The organism is Streptomyces sp. S.PB5, from assembly GCF_030403745.1.
In the GTDB taxonomy this organism is placed as follows: Bacteria; Actinomycetota; Actinomycetes; order Streptomycetales; family Streptomycetaceae; genus Streptomyces.
In genome coordinates this window covers 168,081-186,149 of record NZ_JAQMWP010000010.1, presented here as the reverse complement: position 1 = coordinate 186,149, position 18,069 = coordinate 168,081, and the positions used below count along the sequence as shown (strand labels likewise).

The following is an 18,069-nucleotide window of genomic DNA, read 5'->3' as shown; positions in this document are numbered from 1 at the left end:
CATGGACACGCCCGGGTCCACAGGTGATGAATAGGCTCCGAACAGACCTCGTGCCCCTACGACTTGGAGCTTTCGTGCAGCGCAGACTCATCGCGCCCGGCGCACTGGCCGCCGCGTCCGTCCTGCTGGCGATCCCGGCATCGGCCGCCGGCCACTCCCCCGGCGCACCGGGCATCGGCGACCCCTACTACCCGGCCTACGGCAACGGCGGATACGACGTCTCCCACTACGACCTGCGGCTGAAGTACCAGCCGGCCACGGATCAGTTGGAGGGCACGGCGACCCTCCTGGCCCGCACCACGCAGGATCTGTCGCGGTTCGATCTGGACTTCCTGCTGGATGTCAGCGAGGTGCGGGTCAACGGCGTGAAGGCGGCGTTCACCACCTCTGGGGAGCACGAGCTGGAGATCACGCCGAAGACCCCGCTGGCGAAGGGCGCTGCCGCGACGATCGTCGTGCGGTACAGCGGGGTGCCCTCGTCGAAGCAGGCGTACGGATTCACCAGCTGGCACCGCACCCCGGACGGCGGGGTCGGCGCGAACGAGCCCGAGGCGGCCTGGTGGTGGTTCCCGAGCAACGATCATCCGCTCGACAAGGCCACCTACGACGTGTCCGTACTGGTTCCGGACGGCTCCCAGGCCATCTCCAACGGCACGCTGCAGTCGACGAGTTCACGGGCGGGCTGGACCCGGTTCAACTGGCGGTCCGACAAGCCGCAGGCCACCTATCTGGCGACGCTGGCCGTCGGGAAGTTCGACATCACGACCGGGACGACCGAGAGCGGCATTCCGGTCGTCAACGCCTACAGCAAGGACCTCGGGAACAACGCGGGGGCCGCGCGGGCGAGCATCGAGCGGACCGGGGAGATCGCCGACTGGCTGAGCGAGTACTACGGGCCCTACCCCTACAACGCGCTCGGCGGGTATGTGCCGAACACCGACACCGGGTACGCGCTGGAGACGCAGACCCGGCCCTTCTACAGCCCGCGGCAGTTCGCGGGCGGGTCCAATGTGTCCGTGGTCGTGCACGAGCTGGCCCACCAGTGGTACGGCGACCTCGTCTCCGTCGCCGGCTGGAAGGACATCTGGATCAACGAGGGCTTCGCGCGGTACGCCCAGTGGCTGTGGTCCGAGCACGAGAACGAGGGCACGGCCCAGGAGATCGCGGACTACGTGTACGCCTCGCATCCGGCCGACGACCCGTTCTGGACGGTGAAGCCCGGTGACCCCGGGCCGGAGAACCAGTTCCACCTCGCCGTCTACGACCGGGGCGCGCTGGCCCTGCAGGCGCTGCGCAACGAGATCGGGGACGACGACTTCTTCGCGCTCCTGAAGGGCTGGCCGCAGAAGTACGCGTACGGCAACGCGACGGTCGCCGACTTCGAGAAGTACGCCGAGGACGTGTCCGGGCAGTCGCTGTCGGCGCTCTTCGACACCTGGCTGTTCCAGCCGTCGAAGCCGGCCGCTCCGGCGGCGGCGGACGCGTCCAGCGCGCGGGCTGCGGCCGCCGGGGGGACGCCGGTGCAGCCGAAGTCGTGGAAGAAGATCGCCGCGACGAACGGTGTGCACGATCACGAGCACGCCGGCGAGCACGCGGGCGAGTAGGGACCGGCGGGTCGGGGCGGTTCCGTCATCCTTCGACTCCGGTCGAGGTGTGGGCCGCCCCCACCGGCTTGGACTCCGGGGAGCCGCGCTGGCGGAGGTAGACGGACAGGATGGCCATCGACGCCACGGCGAGGAACTCCGACTGCCAGTTCTGCAGGGTGCGGCCCCAGAAGTCCGCCGAGCCGATGTAGTCGCCCCAGCCCATCGGCGCCTGGAGTCGGCGCAGTTGCTCCTCGTTGTACGCGGCGGCTCCGGTGATCGACTGGGACAGCCAGGACAGGGCGAACAGGGTGCCCATCACCAGGCCGAGGGAGTGCGAGAAGACATGCCGCCGGAAGCCGTGCCCACGGGCCCAGCGCGGTGAATGGCGGTGGGCGTATCCGCCCACCTGCTGGGCCTTGTCGGACTCCGTCCCGGCTTTGTCCATTTCCTTCGATTCGGGGGAACCTCGCTGCAGCAGCCAGACGGTCGCGGTGATGTAGAGGAAGAACTGGAGATATTCGGACTGCCAGTTCTCCGTGACGTCGACGGCGAAGTCGGACGACATCAGGTATTCGCCGAAACCGACCTGGGCCAGTCCGTCCGTGGCCAGTTGATTGTTGAACTCCGCGTGGCCCGCGATCGCCTGTCCCACGAGGGCCAGCAGGAATGCGAGGCCGAATCCCAGGCCCAGTCCGTTGTCGCGGAGGAATCCGCGTGTTCTCGTGGTCATCGGTGCATCAGCCCCACGGCGCTGAAGTAGACGAGGCCGGTGAGGACGACGACCAGGCAGAGCGTGAACATGATCCGCATACGGCGTCAGCCTCCCTGGAGCACGCAGTCGTAGGGCTGACCCGGGCGGGGCGTGCATCCGGCGGCGACGACCTTCCAGCCGTCGGCGAAGCGCGACAGGAACAGAGTGTCCGAGTCGAGGACGACGCGGGCCTGTCTGCCGTAGACGTCCGTGCCGCGGGTTTCACCGCCCAGGGGTATGTCCTGGGAGGCGATCGCCTTCTCGCAGCTGGATTTCTCGGACTGCATCAATTCACTGCGGGTTTCCGGAGCGAGTGCCGCGCACAGGCCCTTCGCGTCGTCGGAGTCGAGAAGCCGCTCGAATGCGGTCGCCGCGGCGGTGGCCGCCGAATCGCGCTGTCCCGCACTGTCACAGCCGCCGACAACCAGTCCGCATACGGACAGGAACAGCAGCGTGCCGATCCAGCGCACCTTTCTCACACGGTCCGGGTACCCGCTTGTTCCACGGACAAAAGATCGGCGGTACGGGTGTGGAGCGCGTCCCGGCTTATCGCGTCCGTCTCCGTCGCCGGGACCGTGCAGGCGTGGGCGCCGGCCACCGCTCCGTACAGGGCGCACCGGTGCGCGGGCTCGCCGCTCAGCCAGCCGTGGAGGAAGGCGGCGGCGAAGGCGTCACCGGCGCCGTTGGAGTCGACCACCGGGGCGGGTGGCGGGGCCGCGGGGATCCGGGTCAGCTCGGTGTCGGCCAGCAGATACGCGCCCTCGGCCCCGGCGGTGGCGACGACGATCTGGGCGCGGCCGCGTTCCACGATCCGGCGCATGGTGCGCTCGGGGTCGGTCAGGGCGGCGGCGGAGACGAAGACCACGTCCGCCGTGTACGCGAAGGGCTCGTGGTACGGGTTCTCGCCGTCCCAGTCGTGCAGGTCGGTGGAGATGGTCACGCCGGACTCGCGCAGGACCGGGAGGGCGTGGGCGCAGGGCTGGGTGATCGACACATGTGCGTGCCGGCTGGCCTCGGCGAGTGCCCTCACGGTGGGCTCGGGCAGGCGGTCGTCGGGGTGGCCGCGGGTCACGTCGTACAGGGACAGCCGCCGGCCGTCGGGGCTGACGAGGTTGACCGCGCGCTTGGTGCCCGCGGGCTGCGGGACCGCGGTGAGGGCGATGCCCTTGTCGCGGTGCAGGGCGCGGACCAGGTCGCCCTCGGGGTCGTCGCCGAGCATGTCCAGGTGGTGGGTGCGCAGGCCGAGGGCGCTGAGGGCGACGGCGACGAAGTCCCCGGTCTGGCCGGCGCGGGTGCGGATCCCGGAGTCGATCATGTAGCTGTCGGCGTACGGAAGCGGCAGCTCCGGCACGTGGATGATGGTGTCGACGCCCGCGCCGCCGAGCACCAGAACGTCGGTGTCCCTGCTCAACTCCGGCCCTCCCCATGGTCGTAGACCGTGACGGCGATGTCCTTCGCGACGAGCCGCTCGGTGATGAGGGGTTCGACGCGGGACCACTTGCCTCCGGCCAGCCCGCACCCTATCCGGGGCATGTGCACGGACGCGCCGAGCTCGGTGGCCTTCTCCGCGAGCTTCTCCAGTGCCGCGTCGATCGCCTCGTAGCGCACCGGGACGCCCTTGCTGCCGGTGCGTATCCCCCGCTGCCCGACCATGTTCGCCACCCACACATACGGTTCGACCTGTACGAACTGGACCGCGCCCAGCCCGAAGTCGTTCGACGCGCGCTTGCGGTGCCAGGCGCGGAACGCCGCCTCCGGCTCCGGCCAGCGACGCGACAGCGCGAGCACGAAACCCTTTCCCCATCCCCCGATGTCGTTGCAGACATGGGCGATCACCTTGACGCCCTTCACCGACGGCGCGGTGGCGTCACCCCGGATGTAAGTGATCTCCGACATGACGCCACCGTAGGTGCTGCCACTGACAGTGGCCTCCGAGTTACCGGCGCGCGACCGGCCGGCCTGCGACTCACCGGCCTGCCAGTCACCGGCCCCGGGTCATCAGGTGATGCGGGTCAGCTCCTGGTCCGTGGTCTTCTCCGCGCGGCGGCGGACCGCGTACCAGCCGGTGACCAGCATCGCCGCGATGACCGGGATCATCAGCAGCGTCTTGCGGCCGACCTCCGGGTCGTTCCACATCATGCCGAGGCAGGCGAGCAGGAAGGCGATCGTGGCGGTCTCCGTGACCGGGCTGCCGGGGAGGCGGAAGGAGGGGCGGGTGAGCCGGCCGGCCTTGGCGCGGCGGACGAAGGCCAGATGGCAGATCATGATGATCACCCAGGTGGAGATGATGCCGAGCGAGGCGACGTTCAGCACGATCTCGAAGGCCTGGCTCGGCATGAGGTAGTTCAGGCCGACGCCGAGGACGCAGACCGCGCAGGTCAGCAGGATGCCGCCGTAGGGGACCTGGCTGCGGTTCATCCGCGCCGTGAACCTGGGGGCCGAGCCCGCCATCGCCATGGAGCGGAGGATGCGGCCCGTGGAGTAGAGGCCGGAGTTCAGGGACGACATCGCCGCCGTCAGGACGACCAGGTTCATGACGTCACCGGCCGCGGGGACGCCGATCTTCGACAGGACCGTGACGAAGGGACTCTCGTCGGCCGAGTACACCGAGCCGGGGAGGAGCAGGGCCAGCAGGACCACCGAGCCGACGTAGAACAGGCCCACCCGCCACATGATCGAGTTCACCGCGCGCGGGACGACCTTCTCCGGCTCCGCGGTCTCGCCCGCGGCGACGCCGACCAGCTCAAGGGCTGCGTACGCGAAGATCACACCCTGCATGACGAGGACGACGGGCATCAGGCCGTGCGGGAAGACACCGCCGTTGTCGCTGATCACACCGAGGCCCGGGGTCTGGCCGCCGACCTCGTGCCGGGTGGCCAGCAGGAAGATGCCGACGCACATGAAGGCGACCAGGGTGGCCACCTTGATGATCGCGAACCAGAACTCCATCTCGCCGAAGATCTTCACCGAGATCAGGTTCACCGCCAGGACCACGGCCAGGGCGATCAGGGCCAGGGTCCACTGGGGGATGTCCGTGAACAGGCTCCAGTAGTGCGTGTAGAGGGCGATCGCCGTGATGTCGGCGATACCGGTCGTCGACCAGTTCAGGAAGTACATCCAGCCCGCGACGTACGCGCCCTTCTCGCCGAGGAACTCGCGCGCGTACGACACGAAGGAGCCGGACGACGGCCGGTACAGGACCAGCTCGCCGAGCGCCCGCACCACGAAGAACGCGAAGATTCCGCAGACCAGATAGGCGATCGCGAGCGCCGGGCCCGCGTTGTGGAGGCGTCCTCCGGCGCCGAGGAAGAGGCCGGTGCCGATCGCGCCGCCGATGGCGATCATGTTGACGTGGCGGGCCTTGAGGTCCTTGCTGTAGCCGGCGTCGCCCGCGTCGGCGGGCGCCTGGGCCGCCGGGGTGGGGGATGCGGCCTGTGCCGTGTCCACGGCGTCCTTGCTCACGAGTGGTACCGCTCTCTGGTGCGCCCGAGCGGATCGCGCTCAGGTGTCCGGACGTACGTATGGCCTGTGCGCTCGGTGGAGGCACAGACCAAGGGGCCACCTTCCCCCGTCCCGCACCGGTCACGCGGTGGCGGACCTCACAGAGCGGGACATCTCACATGATCGCCGGGCGAGATCACCGGGCGGGCCGCGAGCAAGGTCGTCAAGGGTGCCCGCGAGGTTTCACAGCACTGGTGAGACAGCGATACTGCTGCACATGACGACCGAATCCACCGGGACCGACGCGACCGTCCTCACGATCGACGAGCTGGCCGCGCGGGCGGGCGTCACGGTCCGCACGGTCCGCTTCTACGGCACCAAGGGGCTGCTGCCGCCGCCGGTGATCGGTCCGCGGCGGGTGGGGCACTACGGCGGGGAGCATCTGGCCCGGCTGGCGCTGATCGAGGAGCTCCAGCACCAGGGGATGACCCTCTCCGCGATCGAGCGGTATCTGCGGCAGCTGCCGCCCGACCTCAGCCCGCACGACCTCGCGATCCACCGCGCGGTCGTCGCCTCCTGGGCGCCGGACACCGCGGAGACGGCCACCCGCGAGGAGCTGGAGCAGCGGGCGGGGCGGGCGTTGAGCGACGTGGACCTGGAGCGGCTGGCCGCGATGACCGTCGTACGGCCGGACGGCGACGGGTACGGCTTCGACTCGGCGCTGCTGCGGCTCGGGGTCCAACTCCTGGACGTGCCCCTGTCGTTGGAGTCGATCCTGGCCGCGCGCAGCGTGCTCGTCGAGCATTCGCGGGCCGCGGCGCACGAGTTGGCGGAGCTGTTCCGGGGCGAGGTGTCGGAGCGGGCCGCACAGGATGTGAAGTCGCTGTCCGCGCACATGCATCCGATCGTGGTGCAGGCGCTGCTGACCACGTTCCAGCGGTCGTTGAAGGAGGAGCTCAGCCAGTGGATCCCCATCTCGTCACAAGTAGGCGGATCCTCCTGAGACGTTGAGGGTCTGGCCGGTCAGGAAGCCGCTGCCCTCGTCGACCACGTACAGCAGCGTCGAGACCAGGTCGGCCGGTTCCTGGGTGCGGGCGACGGCCTGTCCGGCGCGTACGGACTCGAAGCCGCCGTCCGCGCCGGCCGTGTGCTCGGCGGTGGCGGTGGCGACAGCGGTGCGGAGCATGGTCGGGGCGATGGCGTTGGCGGTGATGCCGTACGGGGCGAGCGCGGCGGCGAGGGCGCGGGTGAAGCCGATGAGGCCCATCTTCGAGGCGACGTAGGGGACCATCGTGGGCGGTGCCGTGAAGACCGCCGCGGAGGCGATGTTGACGATACGGCCCCATCCGGCCGCCTTCAGATACGGCAGGGCCGCCTGTGTCACCAGGAACGGCCCCTCCAGGTTGACGCGCATGACACGGCGCCAGTCCTCGGCGGTGGTCTCCTCGAAGGGCTTGGAGGGGCGGACGCCGGCGTTGTTGACGACGACGTGCAGGGTGCCGAACCGGTCGATCAGCCGCTCCAGTTGGGCCTCTATGGCCTCCTCGTCGGTGACGTCGCCGACCAGCTCCACATAGTCGAGGATCTTCGCCGCGGTCCGCGGCTGCGGCACCAGGTCGAGGCCCGCGACCCGGTAGCCGCGCCCGGCCAGCGCTACGGCGAACTCCTGCCCGAGGCCCTGTGCCGCTCCGGTCACCAGGGCGGTACGTGTCTCCATGGGGCGAGTGTGATGACCCGTCAGGCGGTGGGCAAGAGCGCAACCTCGGTGGGGACGGGGCCGGTTCGCGGGCCGGCGTCGGGGCACCGTCCCCCGAGGAGCAAGCGTGACGTGTCGCTCAGCGGTACGTCACCGGGTGTCGGCCGATGCCGTCACCGGGCGTCGGTGAACGTCTCCCCCTTCTCCGCCTTCTCCACCAGCAGCGCGGGCGGCGTGAACCGGTCCCCGTACCGCTCGGCGAGCTCACGCGCGCGTGCCACGAAACCGGGGAGGCCGCCCTCGTATCCGTTGATGTACTGCAGCACGCCGCCGGTCCAGCCCGGGAAGCCGATGCCGAAGATCGAGCCGATGTTGGCGTCGGCGACGGAGGTCAGGACGCCTTCCTCGAGGAGCTTGACCGTGTCGAGGGCCTCGGAGAAGAGCATGCGTTCCTGCATGTCTTTGAAGGGCACGGTCGCGAAGGCGATCCCGGCGCCTTCCCGGGTGAAGTGCTCGCGCAGGCCCGGCCACAGGCCCGCGCGCCTGCCGGTCTCGTCGTAGTCGTAGAAGCCCGCGCCGCCGCTGCGTCCCGTACGCCCGAACTCGTCGACCATGCGGTCGATCACGGCCTCCGCGGGGTGCGTGGGCCACACCCCGCCCGCCTCCTCGACCGCCCGCTTGGACTCGTTGCGGATCTTCCGGGGCAGCGTGAGGGTGAGCTCGTCCATGAGGGACAGCACCTTCGCCGGGTACCCCGCCTGTGCCGCCGCCTGCTCGACGGAGGCGGGCTCGATGCCCTCGCCGACCATCGCCACACCCTCGTTGATGAAGTGGCCGATGACGCGGGAGGTGAAGAAGCCGCGCGAGTCGTTGACCACGATCGGTGTCTTCTTGATCTGCCGGACCAGGTCGAAGGCGCGCGCGAGGGCCTCCTCCCCCGTCCGTTCGCCCTTGATGATCTCGACGAGCGGCATCTTGTCGACGGGCGAGAAGAAGTGCAGTCCGATGAAGTCGGCCTGGCGCTCGACGCCCTCCGCCAGGGCGGTGATCGGCAGGGTCGAGGTGTTGGAGCACAGCAGCGCGTCCGGCGCGACGATGTGCTGGATCTCCTGGAACACCTTGTGCTTGAGCTCGGGGTTCTCGAAGACGGCCTCGATCACCGCATCGCAGCCGGCCACGTCGGCGGGGTCGGCGGTCGGCGTGATGCGGGCCAGCAGCTCGTCCGCTTTCGCCTGCGTCGTACGGCCCCGGCTCACGGCCTTCGCGCACAGCTTCTCGGAGTACGCCTTGCCCTTGGCCGCCGCCTGCGCCGTCACGTCCTTCAGGACGACGTCGATCCCCGCGCGGGCGCACGAGTACGCGATACCGGCGCCCATCATCCCGGCGCCCAGCACGGCGACCTTGCGGACCAAGCGCTGCTCGATGCCCTTGGGGCGGTTGGCGCCGGAGTTGACGGCCTGGAGGTCGAAGAAGAACGCCTGGATCATGTTCTTCGAGGTCTGCCCGGCGGCGAGTTCGACGAAGTAGCGGGCCTCGATGACCTGCGCGGTCTCGAAGTCGACCTGGGCGCCCTCGACCGCGGCGGCGAGGATGCTGCGCGGCGCCGGGTAGGGCGCGCCGCCTGTCTGCTTGCGCAGGTTGGCCGGGAAGGCGGGGAGGTTCGCCGCGAACTTGGGGTTGGCGGGGGTGCCGCCGGGGATGCGGTAGCCCGGCTTGTCCCAGGGCTGCTGGGACTCGGGGTTGGCCTCGATGAAGGCGCGGGCCTTGGCGAGCAGTTCCTCCTGGGTGGCGGCCACTTCGTGGATCAGGCCGTTGTCCAGGGCACGCTGCGGGCTGTACTGGGTGCCCTGGAGCAGCACCTTCAGCAGCGCGTCGGCGATGCCGAGGAGGCGGACCGTGCGGGCCACGCCGCCGCCTCCGGGCAGCAGGCCGAGCGTGACCTCGGGGCAGCCGATCTTGGAGCCCGGCGCGTCGAGGGCGATGCGGTGGTGGCAGGCCAGCGCGATCTCGTAACCGCCGCCCAGGGCCGCGCCGTTCATCGCGGCGACGACCGGCTTGCCGAGGGTCTCGATGCGGCGCAGGTTGCGCTTGATGGCCATGCCGCCGTCGAACAGCTCCTGCGCGGTCTCCGGGGTGACCCGGATCAGGTCGCGCAGGTCGCCGCCCGCGAAGAAGGTCTTCTTGGCGGAGGTGAGGATGATGCCGCGGATGGAGTCCTTCTCGGCCTCCAGGCGGTCGGTGACGTACGCGAGGGAGTCGCGGAACGCCTGGTTCATGGTGTTCGCGGACTGGTCGGGGTCGTCGAGGACGAGGGTGACGACGCCCTCGCGGTCCTGCTCCCAGCGGATGGTCGTGGACTGAGTGCTCATGTGGAGGTTCTCCGTGTGATCCGTTGATCCGTCGTATCCGTCGGGAGGGGGTCAGATGCGCTCGACGATGGTGGCGATGCCCATGCCGCCGCCCACACAGAGGGTGGCGAGGCCGTAGCGCTTGTCCTGGCGTTCCAGTTCGTCGACGAGCGAGCCGAGGATCATCGCGCCGGTCGCGCCGAGCGGGTGACCGAGGGCGATCGCGCCGCCGTTGACGTTGACCTTGTCCAGCGACAGGCCCATGTCCTTCACGAAGCGGAGCACCACGGCCGCGAATGCCTCGTTGATCTCCACCAGGTCGATGTCGTCGATCGTCAGGCCCGCCCTGGCGAGCGCCTTGCGGGTGGCCGGGGCGGGGCCGGTGAGCATGATGGTCGGCTCGGAGCCGGAGACGGCCGCGGCCACGATCCGCGCGCGCGGGGTGAGCCCGTACCGCTCGCCGACCTCCTTGGAGCCGATGGCGACCAGCGAGGCGCCGTCCACGATGCCGGAGGAGTTGCCCGCGTGGTGGACATGGTCGATCTTCTCGACCCAGTGGTACGTCTGGAGGGCCACCGCGTCGAAGCCGCCGAGGTCGCCGATGTCCGCGAAGGACGGCTTGAGCTTCGCGAGGGAGTCCGCGGTGGTGCCGGGGCGCATGTGCTCGTCGTGGTCGAGGACGACGAGGCCGCTGCGGTCCTTGACCGGCACGACGGAACGGTCGAAGCGGCCCTCCTTCCAGGCCGTCGCCGCCCGCTCCTGCGAGAGCGCCGCGTACTCGTCGACGTCCCGGCGCGAGAAGCCCTCGATGGTGGCGATGAGGTCGGCGCCGATGCCCTGCGGCACGAAGTTCACGTTCAGGTTGGTCATCGGGTCGTTGAACCAGGCGCCGCCGTCGGAGGCCATCGGCACCCGGGACATGGACTCGACGCCGCCCGCGAGGACGAGGTCCTCCCAGCCGGAACGGACCTTGGCGGCGGCCATGTTGACGGCCTCCAGTCCCGAGGCACAGAAGCGGTTCTCCTGCACGCCCGCGACCGTGTCGGGGAGTCCGGCGGCCACTGCGGCGATCCGGGCGATGTCGGAGCCCTGGTCGCCGACCGGGCCGACCACGCCGAGGACGATGTCGTCGATCGCCGCCGGGTCCAGGTCCGGGAAGCGGCTGCGGATCTCGTGGATGAGTCCGACGACCAGGTCGATGGGCTTGGTGCCGTGCAGGGCGCCGTTCGCCTTGCCGCGGCCGCGCGGGGTGCGGATCGCGTCGTACACGTACGCTTCGGTGCTCACGAGGAAGCCTTTCGGGGGTGGTCGAGGGTGAGGGTCAGCCCAGCAGGGAACGGCCGATGATCTCTTTCATGATCTCGGTCGTGCCGCCGTAGATGGTCTGGATACGGCCGTCCGTGAAGGCCCGGGCGACGGGGTACTCGCTCATGTAGCCGTAGCCGCCGTGCAGTTGCAGGCACCGGTCGGCGACCCGCTTCTGCAGCTCGGTCGCCCACCACTTGGCCATGGAGGCGTGGACGGCGTCGAGTTCCCCGTTCGAGTGGTCCTCGATGCAGCGGTCGAGGAACGTGCGGGTGACGGCGCACTCGGTGGCCATCTCGGCCACCTCGAAGCGGATGTGCTGCTTGGCGGCGAGCGGGCGGCCGAAGGCCTCGCGCTCCTTGACGTACGCGGTGGTGATCTCCAGGAGGTGTTCGGCGGCGGCGATCGCGGAGACGGCGATGCTCAGGCGCTCCTGGGCGAGGTTGGTCATCAGGTGGACGAACGCGCCGTTCAGCTGCCCGAGGAGGTTCTCCTTGGGCACACGCACGTCGTGGAAGAACAGCTCGGCCGTGTCCTGGGCCTTCTGGCCGATCTTGTCGAGGTTGCGGCCGCGCTCGAAGCCCGCCATGCCGCGCTCGACGACGAGCAGGGACAGACCGTGCGCGCCGCCTTCCGGTGTCGTCCTGGCGACGACGATCACCAGGTCGGCGAGGATGCCGTTGGAGATGAAGGTCTTGGAGCCGCCCAGGACCCAGTGGTCGCCGCGGTCCTCGGCGTGCGTGCGGATGCCCTGGAGGTCGGAGCCGGCGCCGGGCTCGGTCATGGCGATGGCGGTGATGAGCGTGCCGTCGCAGAAGCCCGGGAGCCAGCGCCGCTTCTGCTCCTCGGTGGCCAGGCCGGTCAGATACGGCCCGATGATGTCGTTGTGCAGTCCGAGCGCGAGCCCGGGCGCGCCCGCGCGCGTGAACTCCTCGGCGAGTACGGCGCTGTAGCGGAAGTCGGCGGTGCCGCCGCCCCCGTACTCCTCGTCCACGGCGAGCCCGAGGAGCCCCTGCTTGCCGGCCGCGCGCCAGGCCTCGCGGGAGACGATGCCGTCCTTCTCCCACTGCTCGTAGTGCGGCTCCACCTCCCTTGCGAGGAAGGCGCGCACGGTCTCGCGGAACGCGTCGTGCTCGGGGGCGAAGATCTGCCGCTTCATGCGAGGCCCTTCGGTGCGGGGCCGTCCGGACCGGCGCCCTGGGTGGCGGGGCCGTCCGGTTCGCGGCCCTTCAGGAGATCGGGTACGTCCCAGTCGTGCGCCACGTCGCCGGTGTGCGCGCCGGGTTGGGCGGGGCCGGTGCGTACGGCGGTCGGGGTCGCGGAGAAGCGCGGGGCGGGTGCGGGCTGGGTGAGGCCGTCGTGGTCGGTGAAGGTGCCGCGGGCGGCGAGGTGGGGGTGGTGCGGGGCCTCGCGCAGGGACAGTACGGGCGCCACGCACGCGTCCGTGCCGTCGAAGAGGGACGTCCACTCGTCCCTGGTAAGGGACTTGAAGCGGGCGGCGACGGCCTCGCGCAGCTCGCCCCAGCGGGTCCAGTCCTTGCGGGCGCCGGAGTGCTCCGCGAGGTCGAGGAGGCGTACGAACTCGTCGTAGAACTGCGGCTCCAGCGCTCCGACCGCCATGTACCTGCCGTCGGCGGTCTCGTACGTGCCGTAGTACGGGCAGCCGCCGTCGAGGAGGTTGGCGCCGCGGCGGTCCTGCCAGCCGCCGGCGGCGAGCATGCCGTGGATCATCGCGGAGAGGTGGGCGGTGCCGTCGACGATGGCGGCGTCGACGGTCTGTCCGGTGCCGGTGGCGCGCGCGTGGTGGAGGGCGGCGAGGACGCCCACGACGAGGTAGAGGGAGCCGCCCGCGTAGTCGCCGAGGAGGTTGGCGGGGGCGGGCGGGGGTTCACCGGGGGCGCCGATCATGCCGAGGGTGCCGGTGAGGGCGATGTACGCGATGTCGTGCCCGGCGCGCCGGGCGAGCGGGCCGTCCTGCCCCCAGCCGGTCATGCGGCCGTAGACGAGCCTCGGGTTGCGCGCGTGGCAGGCCTCGGGGCCGATGCCGAGGCGCTCGGCGACCCCGGGGCGGTAGCCCTCGATGAGGATGTCGGCGCGTTCGGCGAGGTCGAGGACGCGCGCGGCGCCGTCCGGGGCCTTGAGATCGATGATCACCGAGCGCTTGTTGCGGTTGGTGACGTCGAAGGCGGGGTCGATGGCGAGTCCCGGGCCGCCGGGCCGGTCCACGCGGACGACGTCGGCGCCGAGGTCGGCGAGGAGCATGGCGGCGAACGGGCCCGGTCCGATACCGGCGAGCTCCAGTACGCGCACGCCGGTGAGCGGGCCCTGCCCCGGCCTCGTTGCCGTTGTCATCCAGCCCCCATTGGCGTGACACAACCGATGTAACACCAGCGATGCTAAGAACCCGTTCCACTCGGCACAAGACCTTCAGCGAGCAAGCGCTTAGACAATCACCGTTCACCCCGCCCCGCGAGGGCGGCTCCGCACCCCTCACGCTAGCCTCGGCCACCGACAACGGCGCGTGGTGCGGAACCGAGGGGTGTCATGAGCAGGCTGAACAGGGCGGACCGTCCGTACGACATCGTGCTCTTCGGAGCCACCGGGTTCGTGGGCACGCTCACCGCGGAGTACCTCGCGGCCCACGCGCCCGAGGGGCTGCGCTGGGCGATCGCCGGCCGCAGCGAGGACAAGCTCCGGGCCCTGCGGGAACGGCTGCCGGGCGGCGCGGAGATCGGGGTGCTGCGGGCGGACGTGTCGGATCCGGCCTCGCTGCGGGCGCTGGCCGGGCACGCGCGCGTGGTGGCCACGACTGTCGGTCCCTATGTGACGTACGGCGAGGAGCTGGTCGCGGCCTGCGCGGAGACCGGGGCGGACTATCTGGACCTCAGCGGTGAGCCGGAGTTCGTGGACCGGATGTACGTCCGGCACGACGCACGCGCGCGTGAGACGGGTGCGCGGCTGGTGCACGCGTGCGGCTTCGACTCGGTGCCGCACGACCTGGGCGTGTACTTCACGGTGCGGCAGCTGCCGGAGGGGGTGCCGCTGCGGGTGGACGGGTTCGTGACGGTGGACGCGACCTTCTCGGGGGGCACCTTCGCCTCCGCGCTGAACCAGTTCGCGCGCGGCCGGCAGATGATCGCCGCCGCGCGGGACCGCGGACGGCACGAGCCGCGTCTGGTGGGGCGCCGGGCGTCCACACCGAACGGCGCGCCGCGGTACGTCGGGGAGGTCGACGCGTGGGCGCTGCCGCTGCCGACCATCGACGCGCAGATCGTGGGCCGGTCGGCCCGGGCGCTGGAACGTTTCGGCCCCGACTTCCGCTACCGCCACTACGCGGCCGTGCGCCGGCTGCCGATCGCCGTGGGCGGGGTCGCGGCCGCGGGCGCGCTGTTCGCGGCGGCCCAACTGCCGCCCGCGCGGCGCTGGTTGTCGGACCGGCTCAAGCCCGGGGACGGTCCGAGCGCCGAGAAGCGCGCCAAGAGCTGGTTCAAGGTCCGCTTCGTCGGCGAGGGCGGCGGCCGCCAGGTGTTCACCGAGGTCGCGGGCGGTGACCCGGGCTACGACGAGACGGCGAAGATCTTCGCCGAGGCGGCCCTGTCCCTGGCCTTCGACGACCTCCCCCCGACGTCCGGTCAGGTCACCACGGCGGTGGCCATGGGCGACGCCCTGATCGAACGGCTGCGGCACGCGGGAATCGTCTTCCGGGTGGCCAGGAGCCGCTGACCCGCCGCTACAGAGGCCACGTGGCCACGGTGTAGATCATCCCGCAGATCCACGCGAGCCCCGCCAGCACGGCCAGGACGAGCGCGGCCATCACGGCCCGCTCGACAGGGCGGTTGGGGTCGGTGAGGGGCTTCGGGGAGCGGTGGCGGGGCATACGGTGCGTCGTCATGGGGCACAGCCTGCCGATCACCGCGGGGCGCCCACATCCGTACGGATACTCAGATCGGGTACTCAGCCACCCAGTACGGCGTCCACGCTCGCGCGCAGTGCGGGGTCGTCGGCGGTGATCCGGTGTGCGAGGGGGCCGATCGTCCAGCCGGCGTGGTGATCGAAGTACGGCGCGGGCCCGGCCGCGTTGTGGGCCACCTTGGCGACGATCTCGGCGAGGCGGTACACCAACTGCCCTTCCTCCGTGAGCCCTTCGCACGGGGTGCCCGCACGGACCTGGTCGAACACCTCGCGGCCCCGGCACCACCGGTCGCGGTCACCCGCGAGGGCGAGCGCGGCCTCGACCTCAGGTGTCCGGTACGGCCCCTGTGCGACGGCCGCCAGGACCCGGCCCGCCCAGCCGACGGGGTCGGCCTGCCGCTCGTAGACGGCGCGCCCCCAGCTCCTGTCGGGGTACCGCGCGGCCTGTCGTGCCTGCGGGTCCGCGACCCGCATCGCCTCCTTCAGCGCCCGTCGGCACAGCGCGTCAGCGCGGCGGGTCGTCTCCGGGAGACGGTACTCAGGGGTCAGCGCCAGAGTGTGGGCGCAGGCGTCGTCCAGACTCACCCGGTGCCCGACCGAGACGAAGACGGGCTTGACGCCGTCCCGGGTGCGCAGGGCCCGGCCGACCTCCTCGGTGCCCGCGAGCAGCGGGGAGGCGCTCCCGCGCGGGGCGGCGGGATCGTCGTACGTGAAGGTGAAGGGGTTCTTGGCGACGCCGATCGTGGGGAGCCCGGTGAGGACGCCCAGGTGGCTCGCCAGGCCGAAGCGGCGGGGGTGGGCAAGGCCGTAGCCGTCGCAGACGACCAGGCCGGGCGGGCACGGCAGGGCGGCCAACGCGGCCATGACCGTGGGGATCTCACGGAAGGCCAGCAGGCCCGGGACGTACGGGAAGGAGATGCGGCCCACGGCCGTGGCCTCGGCCACGACGTCGAGGGTCGCCGCGTCCAGGGCGACTGCTGCCGCCGCCACGACGTCCCGCTCGTCGTCGTACGCCACGTCGACCCCGGTCACGTGCCCGGTGCCCGGCGGCGGGCCGGGCTCGTCCAGCACCACCTTCGTCCGCAACTCGTCCTGGACTGCGCGGGCTTGCTCCTCGGTCGCGGGCCAGCCCGCGGGAATGCTTACGGTCGTCATGATGGCCATGAGCGTACGTCGGCATAGGCTCGCGATCATGTTCGTACTGGAACTGACCTACACCGCCCCGCTCGATCAGGTCGACGCCGTTCTTGCGGCGCATGTGGCGTGGCTCGACGAGCAGTACGCCCAGGGCGTGTTCCTCGCCTCGGGGCGCAAGAACCCCCGCGACGGCGGGGTGATCCTCGCCGTCGCGCAGGACCGCGCGCGGATCGAGGCGATCGCCGCGACCGACCCGTTCGTGACGGCCGGCGTCTGCGCCTACCGCGTCACCGAGTTCGCCGCGACGAAGACCGCGCCGGAGCTCGACCGGTACCGCGAGTCGCCTTCCTGAAGCCTCAACTGCCGCCCAGCGCCCGCTTCAGCTGGCTCTTGTTCATGTCCGAACGGCCGCTGATGTTGCGGCGCTTGGCCTCCTCGTAGAGCTGGTCGTAGGTCGGACCCTGGGAGCCCTTCCCGGAGCGCCGGCCGCCCCTCTTCCCGGACGACATGTCCTGGGTCGAGGTGCGGCTCGCCGTCTTCGACTCCCCCGAACGGGCGCGTTCCTTGTTGACCGTCCGCGCGGCGATCTCCTCGGCGCGCTTGCTGCTCTCGCCCCGGTCCTTCGCGCTCTGCTTGATGTGCTCGTACTGCCGTTCCCTCTTCGGGCTCGAACCACGTGGCATGTGGGCTCACTCCTCTCGCGCTCGGCGACCGGGTACCCACATTCCGGATCAGCTCTCCAGCCGGGCCACGCGCCCCTTCTCCCCCGCCGCCCAGCAGCCGAGGTCTGCGGTGCAGTCGACGGTGTCGTACGAGCCGCTGTCGACCGTGCGCCAGGTGCGGCCCGCGTCGGTCGTCAGGTCGGTGCCGGTGGGGCCGACCGCGAGGGCGGCGGTGCGGCTGTGCGGGAGCCAGGCGACGCCCGAGCGGTAGGCGGGCGGCGGTGTGGCGGCGGGCCGCCAGGTGCGGCCGCCGTCCCGCGTCACGGCGCCGGCCTGCGGGGACGCCTGGTCGGCCCGGTAGTCGCCGCCGACCGCGAGACCGTGGGTGCGGTCGCGGAAGGCGAGCGCGAAGACGCCCTTGGCGGGGTCGCCGGCGGGAATCGGCGTGTCCGTGGCCGTCCAGGTGCGGCCCCGGTCGGCGGAGTGCAGCACGCGTGCGCGTGCCGCTCCGCCGGTGGCGAGCCAGACGTCCTTCGGGCCGGAACTGACGAGGCACTGACCGCTCGCCGCGAAACCGGCCTCGCCCTCCAGGGCGGCCGGCATGCCCTCGTCCGGCAGCACCTTCCAGGAACGGCCGCCGTCGCTCGTCGACAGGATGCGGAACTTCCCGTCCACCGGGTCACTCATCGCCAGACCGTGCCTGCGGTCGAAGAAGGTGAGGCAGTCGTAGAAGGCCCGGGCGTCGGTGTTGCGGAAGGACTCGGTCCAGGTCGCCCCGCCGTCATCGGTCCGGTAGACCCGGGACGCCTCGCCCTCGCCGATCGCCAGCACGACGGCCCGCCGCGCGTCGAACGCCTCGATGTCCCGGAACTGCAGCTCGCCCGCGCCGGGCGGCGAGACGTTCCGCCAGGTCGCGCCGCCGTCCGTGGTGCGCAGGACGGTGCCCTGGGTGCCGGAGACCCACGCGGTGGTCCGGCTGACGGCGGACAGCCCCCGCAAGCGCACCTCCGGGGTGCCGCTGTCCTTCAGCTCCCAGTGCGGTGCGCGCTGCGCCGATGCCGATCCGGTCGCCTGTGCGGGTACCGCCGTCAGCGCGGCCAGCGCCGCCGCGCACGCCACGCCCGCGACGACCCGCCTTCCCGTACGTCCCCCGGGTGCCGTCCGTCCCTGGCGTGCCATCTGTCTCATGCGTTCCGTGCGTGCCGTGCGTGCCGTGCGTCGCGTGATCCCC

At 71.2% G+C, this 18,069-nt stretch carries 17 protein-coding genes and 1 pseudogene; 4 read left to right on the top strand and 14 right to left on the bottom strand.

Annotated features, from left to right (window positions below; genetic code table 11):
• Window positions 1-74: 74 nt before the first annotated feature.
• Window positions 75-1,604 carry a M1 family metallopeptidase gene (locus PH203_RS26640; RefSeq protein WP_289923029.1) on the top strand — a complete coding sequence of 510 codons (1,530 nt, stop codon included), beginning with the start codon at window positions 75-77 and terminating at the stop codon, window positions 1,602-1,604.
• A 25-nt stretch (window positions 1,605-1,629) separates the two neighbouring features.
• Here PH203_RS26640 and PH203_RS26635 read toward each other — a convergent pair whose 3' ends face one another.
• The 5 genes from PH203_RS26635 to PH203_RS26615 form a co-directional block, all read right to left on the bottom strand.
• A complete protein-coding gene (locus PH203_RS26635; RefSeq protein WP_289923028.1) occupies window positions 1,630-2,316 on the bottom strand; it encodes a DUF6766 family protein in 687 nt (228 codons plus the stop codon).
• Between the two features lie 86 nt (window positions 2,317-2,402).
• Window positions 2,403-2,816, bottom strand: a complete 414-nt coding sequence (locus tag PH203_RS26630) for a hypothetical protein (protein WP_289923027.1) — start codon at window positions 2,814-2,816, stop codon at window positions 2,403-2,405.
• The gene (locus tag PH203_RS26625; protein WP_289923026.1) at window positions 2,813-3,748 is read right to left on the bottom strand and encodes a PfkB family carbohydrate kinase; all 936 of its coding nucleotides are present in this window, start codon (window positions 3,746-3,748) and stop codon (window positions 2,813-2,815) included. Before PH203_RS26625 ends, PH203_RS26630 begins: the two co-directional genes overlap by 4 nt.
• The gene (locus PH203_RS26620; protein ID WP_289923025.1) at window positions 3,745-4,233 is read right to left on the bottom strand and encodes a macro domain-containing protein; all 489 of its coding nucleotides are present in this window, start codon (window positions 4,231-4,233) and stop codon (window positions 3,745-3,747) included. Before PH203_RS26620 ends, PH203_RS26625 begins: the two co-directional genes overlap by 4 nt.
• A gap of 102 nt (window positions 4,234-4,335) precedes the next feature.
• Window positions 4,336-5,799 carry an amino acid permease gene (locus tag PH203_RS26615; RefSeq protein WP_289923024.1) on the bottom strand — a complete coding sequence of 488 codons (1,464 nt, stop codon included), beginning with the start codon at window positions 5,797-5,799 and terminating at the stop codon, window positions 4,336-4,338.
• 256 nt (window positions 5,800-6,055) lie between these two features.
• Here PH203_RS26615 and PH203_RS26610 point away from each other — a divergent pair, with 256 nt between their 5' ends.
• The gene (locus PH203_RS26610) at window positions 6,056-6,781 is read left to right on the top strand and encodes a MerR family transcriptional regulator (protein ID WP_289923023.1); all 726 of its coding nucleotides are present in this window, start codon (window positions 6,056-6,058) and stop codon (window positions 6,779-6,781) included.
• On the opposite strand, the gene PH203_RS26605 is transcribed toward PH203_RS26610, so the two are convergent.
• The 5 genes from PH203_RS26605 to PH203_RS26585 all read right to left on the bottom strand — a co-directional run bounded on the left by PH203_RS26605 (window position 6,758) and on the right by PH203_RS26585 (window position 13,479).
• Window positions 6,758-7,495, bottom strand: coding sequence for an SDR family NAD(P)-dependent oxidoreductase (locus PH203_RS26605; protein ID WP_289923022.1), 738 nt, complete (start codon window positions 7,493-7,495; stop codon window positions 6,758-6,760). The two genes, PH203_RS26610 and PH203_RS26605, sit on opposite strands and share 24 nt — an antisense overlap.
• A 152-nt stretch (window positions 7,496-7,647) precedes the next feature.
• Window positions 7,648-9,843, bottom strand: coding sequence for a 3-hydroxyacyl-CoA dehydrogenase NAD-binding domain-containing protein (locus PH203_RS26600; RefSeq protein ID WP_289923021.1), 2,196 nt, complete (start codon window positions 9,841-9,843; stop codon window positions 7,648-7,650).
• A gap of 51 nt (window positions 9,844-9,894) precedes the next feature.
• Window positions 9,895-11,109, bottom strand: coding sequence for an acetyl-CoA C-acetyltransferase (locus PH203_RS26595; RefSeq protein ID WP_289923020.1), 1,215 nt, complete (start codon window positions 11,107-11,109; stop codon window positions 9,895-9,897).
• Window positions 11,110-11,143: 34 nt separating this feature from the next.
• The gene (locus tag PH203_RS26590; RefSeq protein ID WP_289923019.1) at window positions 11,144-12,286 is read right to left on the bottom strand and encodes an acyl-CoA dehydrogenase family protein; all 1,143 of its coding nucleotides are present in this window, start codon (window positions 12,284-12,286) and stop codon (window positions 11,144-11,146) included.
• A complete protein-coding gene (locus PH203_RS26585; protein WP_289923018.1) occupies window positions 12,283-13,479 on the bottom strand; it encodes a CaiB/BaiF CoA-transferase family protein in 1,197 nt (398 codons plus the stop codon). The genes PH203_RS26590 and PH203_RS26585 overlap by 4 nt, the downstream gene beginning before the upstream one ends.
• Before the next feature lie 192 nt (window positions 13,480-13,671).
• Here PH203_RS26585 and PH203_RS26580 point away from each other — a divergent pair, with 192 nt between their 5' ends.
• Complete coding sequence (locus PH203_RS26580; protein ID WP_289923017.1) at window positions 13,672-14,850, top strand: saccharopine dehydrogenase NADP-binding domain-containing protein; 1,179 nt, start codon at window positions 13,672-13,674, stop codon at window positions 14,848-14,850.
• Between the two features lie 7 nt (window positions 14,851-14,857).
• Here the strand turns inward: PH203_RS26580 and PH203_RS26575 are convergent, their stop codons facing one another.
• Together PH203_RS26575 and PH203_RS26570 are read right to left on the bottom strand one after the other, a co-directional pair.
• Window positions 14,858-15,019 carry a hypothetical protein gene (locus tag PH203_RS26575; protein WP_289923016.1) on the bottom strand — a complete coding sequence of 54 codons (162 nt, stop codon included), beginning with the start codon at window positions 15,017-15,019 and terminating at the stop codon, window positions 14,858-14,860.
• A 494-nt stretch (window positions 15,020-15,513) separates the two neighbouring features.
• Window positions 15,514-16,194: pseudogene (locus PH203_RS26570) on the bottom strand (endonuclease V); the annotation flags it as partial.
• A 37-nt stretch (window positions 16,195-16,231) separates the two neighbouring features.
• Here PH203_RS26570 and PH203_RS26565 point away from each other — a divergent pair.
• Window positions 16,232-16,528 carry a YciI family protein gene (locus tag PH203_RS26565; RefSeq protein WP_289923015.1) on the top strand — a complete coding sequence of 99 codons (297 nt, stop codon included), beginning with the start codon at window positions 16,232-16,234 and terminating at the stop codon, window positions 16,526-16,528.
• 4 nt (window positions 16,529-16,532) lie between these two features.
• Here PH203_RS26565 and PH203_RS26560 read toward each other — a convergent pair whose 3' ends face one another.
• Window positions 16,533-16,859 (bottom strand): plasmid stabilization protein, encoded by a 327-nt coding sequence (locus PH203_RS26560; RefSeq protein WP_289923014.1) that lies wholly within the window; start codon window positions 16,857-16,859, stop codon window positions 16,533-16,535.
• A gap of 48 nt (window positions 16,860-16,907) precedes the next feature.
• Window positions 16,908-18,017, bottom strand: coding sequence for an oxidoreductase (locus PH203_RS26555; protein ID WP_289923234.1), 1,110 nt, complete (start codon window positions 18,015-18,017; stop codon window positions 16,908-16,910).
• Window positions 18,018-18,069: the final 52 nt, after the last annotated feature.

Coding starts and splice junctions, on each gene's coding strand:
- PH203_RS26555 (WP_289923234.1), bottom strand. CDS start 18,017: ATGGCACGCCAGGGACGGACGGCACCCGGGGGACGTACGGGAAGGCGG.
- PH203_RS26620 (WP_289923025.1), bottom strand. CDS start 4,233: ATGTCGGAGATCACTTACATCCGGGGTGACGCCACCGCGCCGTCGGTG.
- PH203_RS26635 (WP_289923028.1), bottom strand. CDS start 2,316: ATGACCACGAGAACACGCGGATTCCTCCGCGACAACGGACTGGGCCTG.
- PH203_RS26560 (WP_289923014.1), bottom strand. CDS start 16,859: ATGCCACGTGGTTCGAGCCCGAAGAGGGAACGGCAGTACGAGCACATC.
- PH203_RS26575 (WP_289923016.1), bottom strand. CDS start 15,019: ATGACGACGCACCGTATGCCCCGCCACCGCTCCCCGAAGCCCCTCACC.
- PH203_RS26605 (WP_289923022.1), bottom strand. CDS start 7,495: ATGGAGACACGTACCGCCCTGGTGACCGGAGCGGCACAGGGCCTCGGG.
- PH203_RS26610 (WP_289923023.1), top strand. CDS start 6,056: ATGACGACCGAATCCACCGGGACCGACGCGACCGTCCTCACGATCGAC.
- PH203_RS26565 (WP_289923015.1), top strand. CDS start 16,232: ATGTTCGTACTGGAACTGACCTACACCGCCCCGCTCGATCAGGTCGAC.
- PH203_RS26590 (WP_289923019.1), bottom strand. CDS start 12,286: ATGAAGCGGCAGATCTTCGCCCCCGAGCACGACGCGTTCCGCGAGACC.
- PH203_RS26600 (WP_289923021.1), bottom strand. CDS start 9,843: ATGAGCACTCAGTCCACGACCATCCGCTGGGAGCAGGACCGCGAGGGC.
- PH203_RS26580 (WP_289923017.1), top strand. CDS start 13,672: ATGAGCAGGCTGAACAGGGCGGACCGTCCGTACGACATCGTGCTCTTC.
- PH203_RS26585 (WP_289923018.1), bottom strand. CDS start 13,479: ATGACAACGGCAACGAGGCCGGGGCAGGGCCCGCTCACCGGCGTGCGC.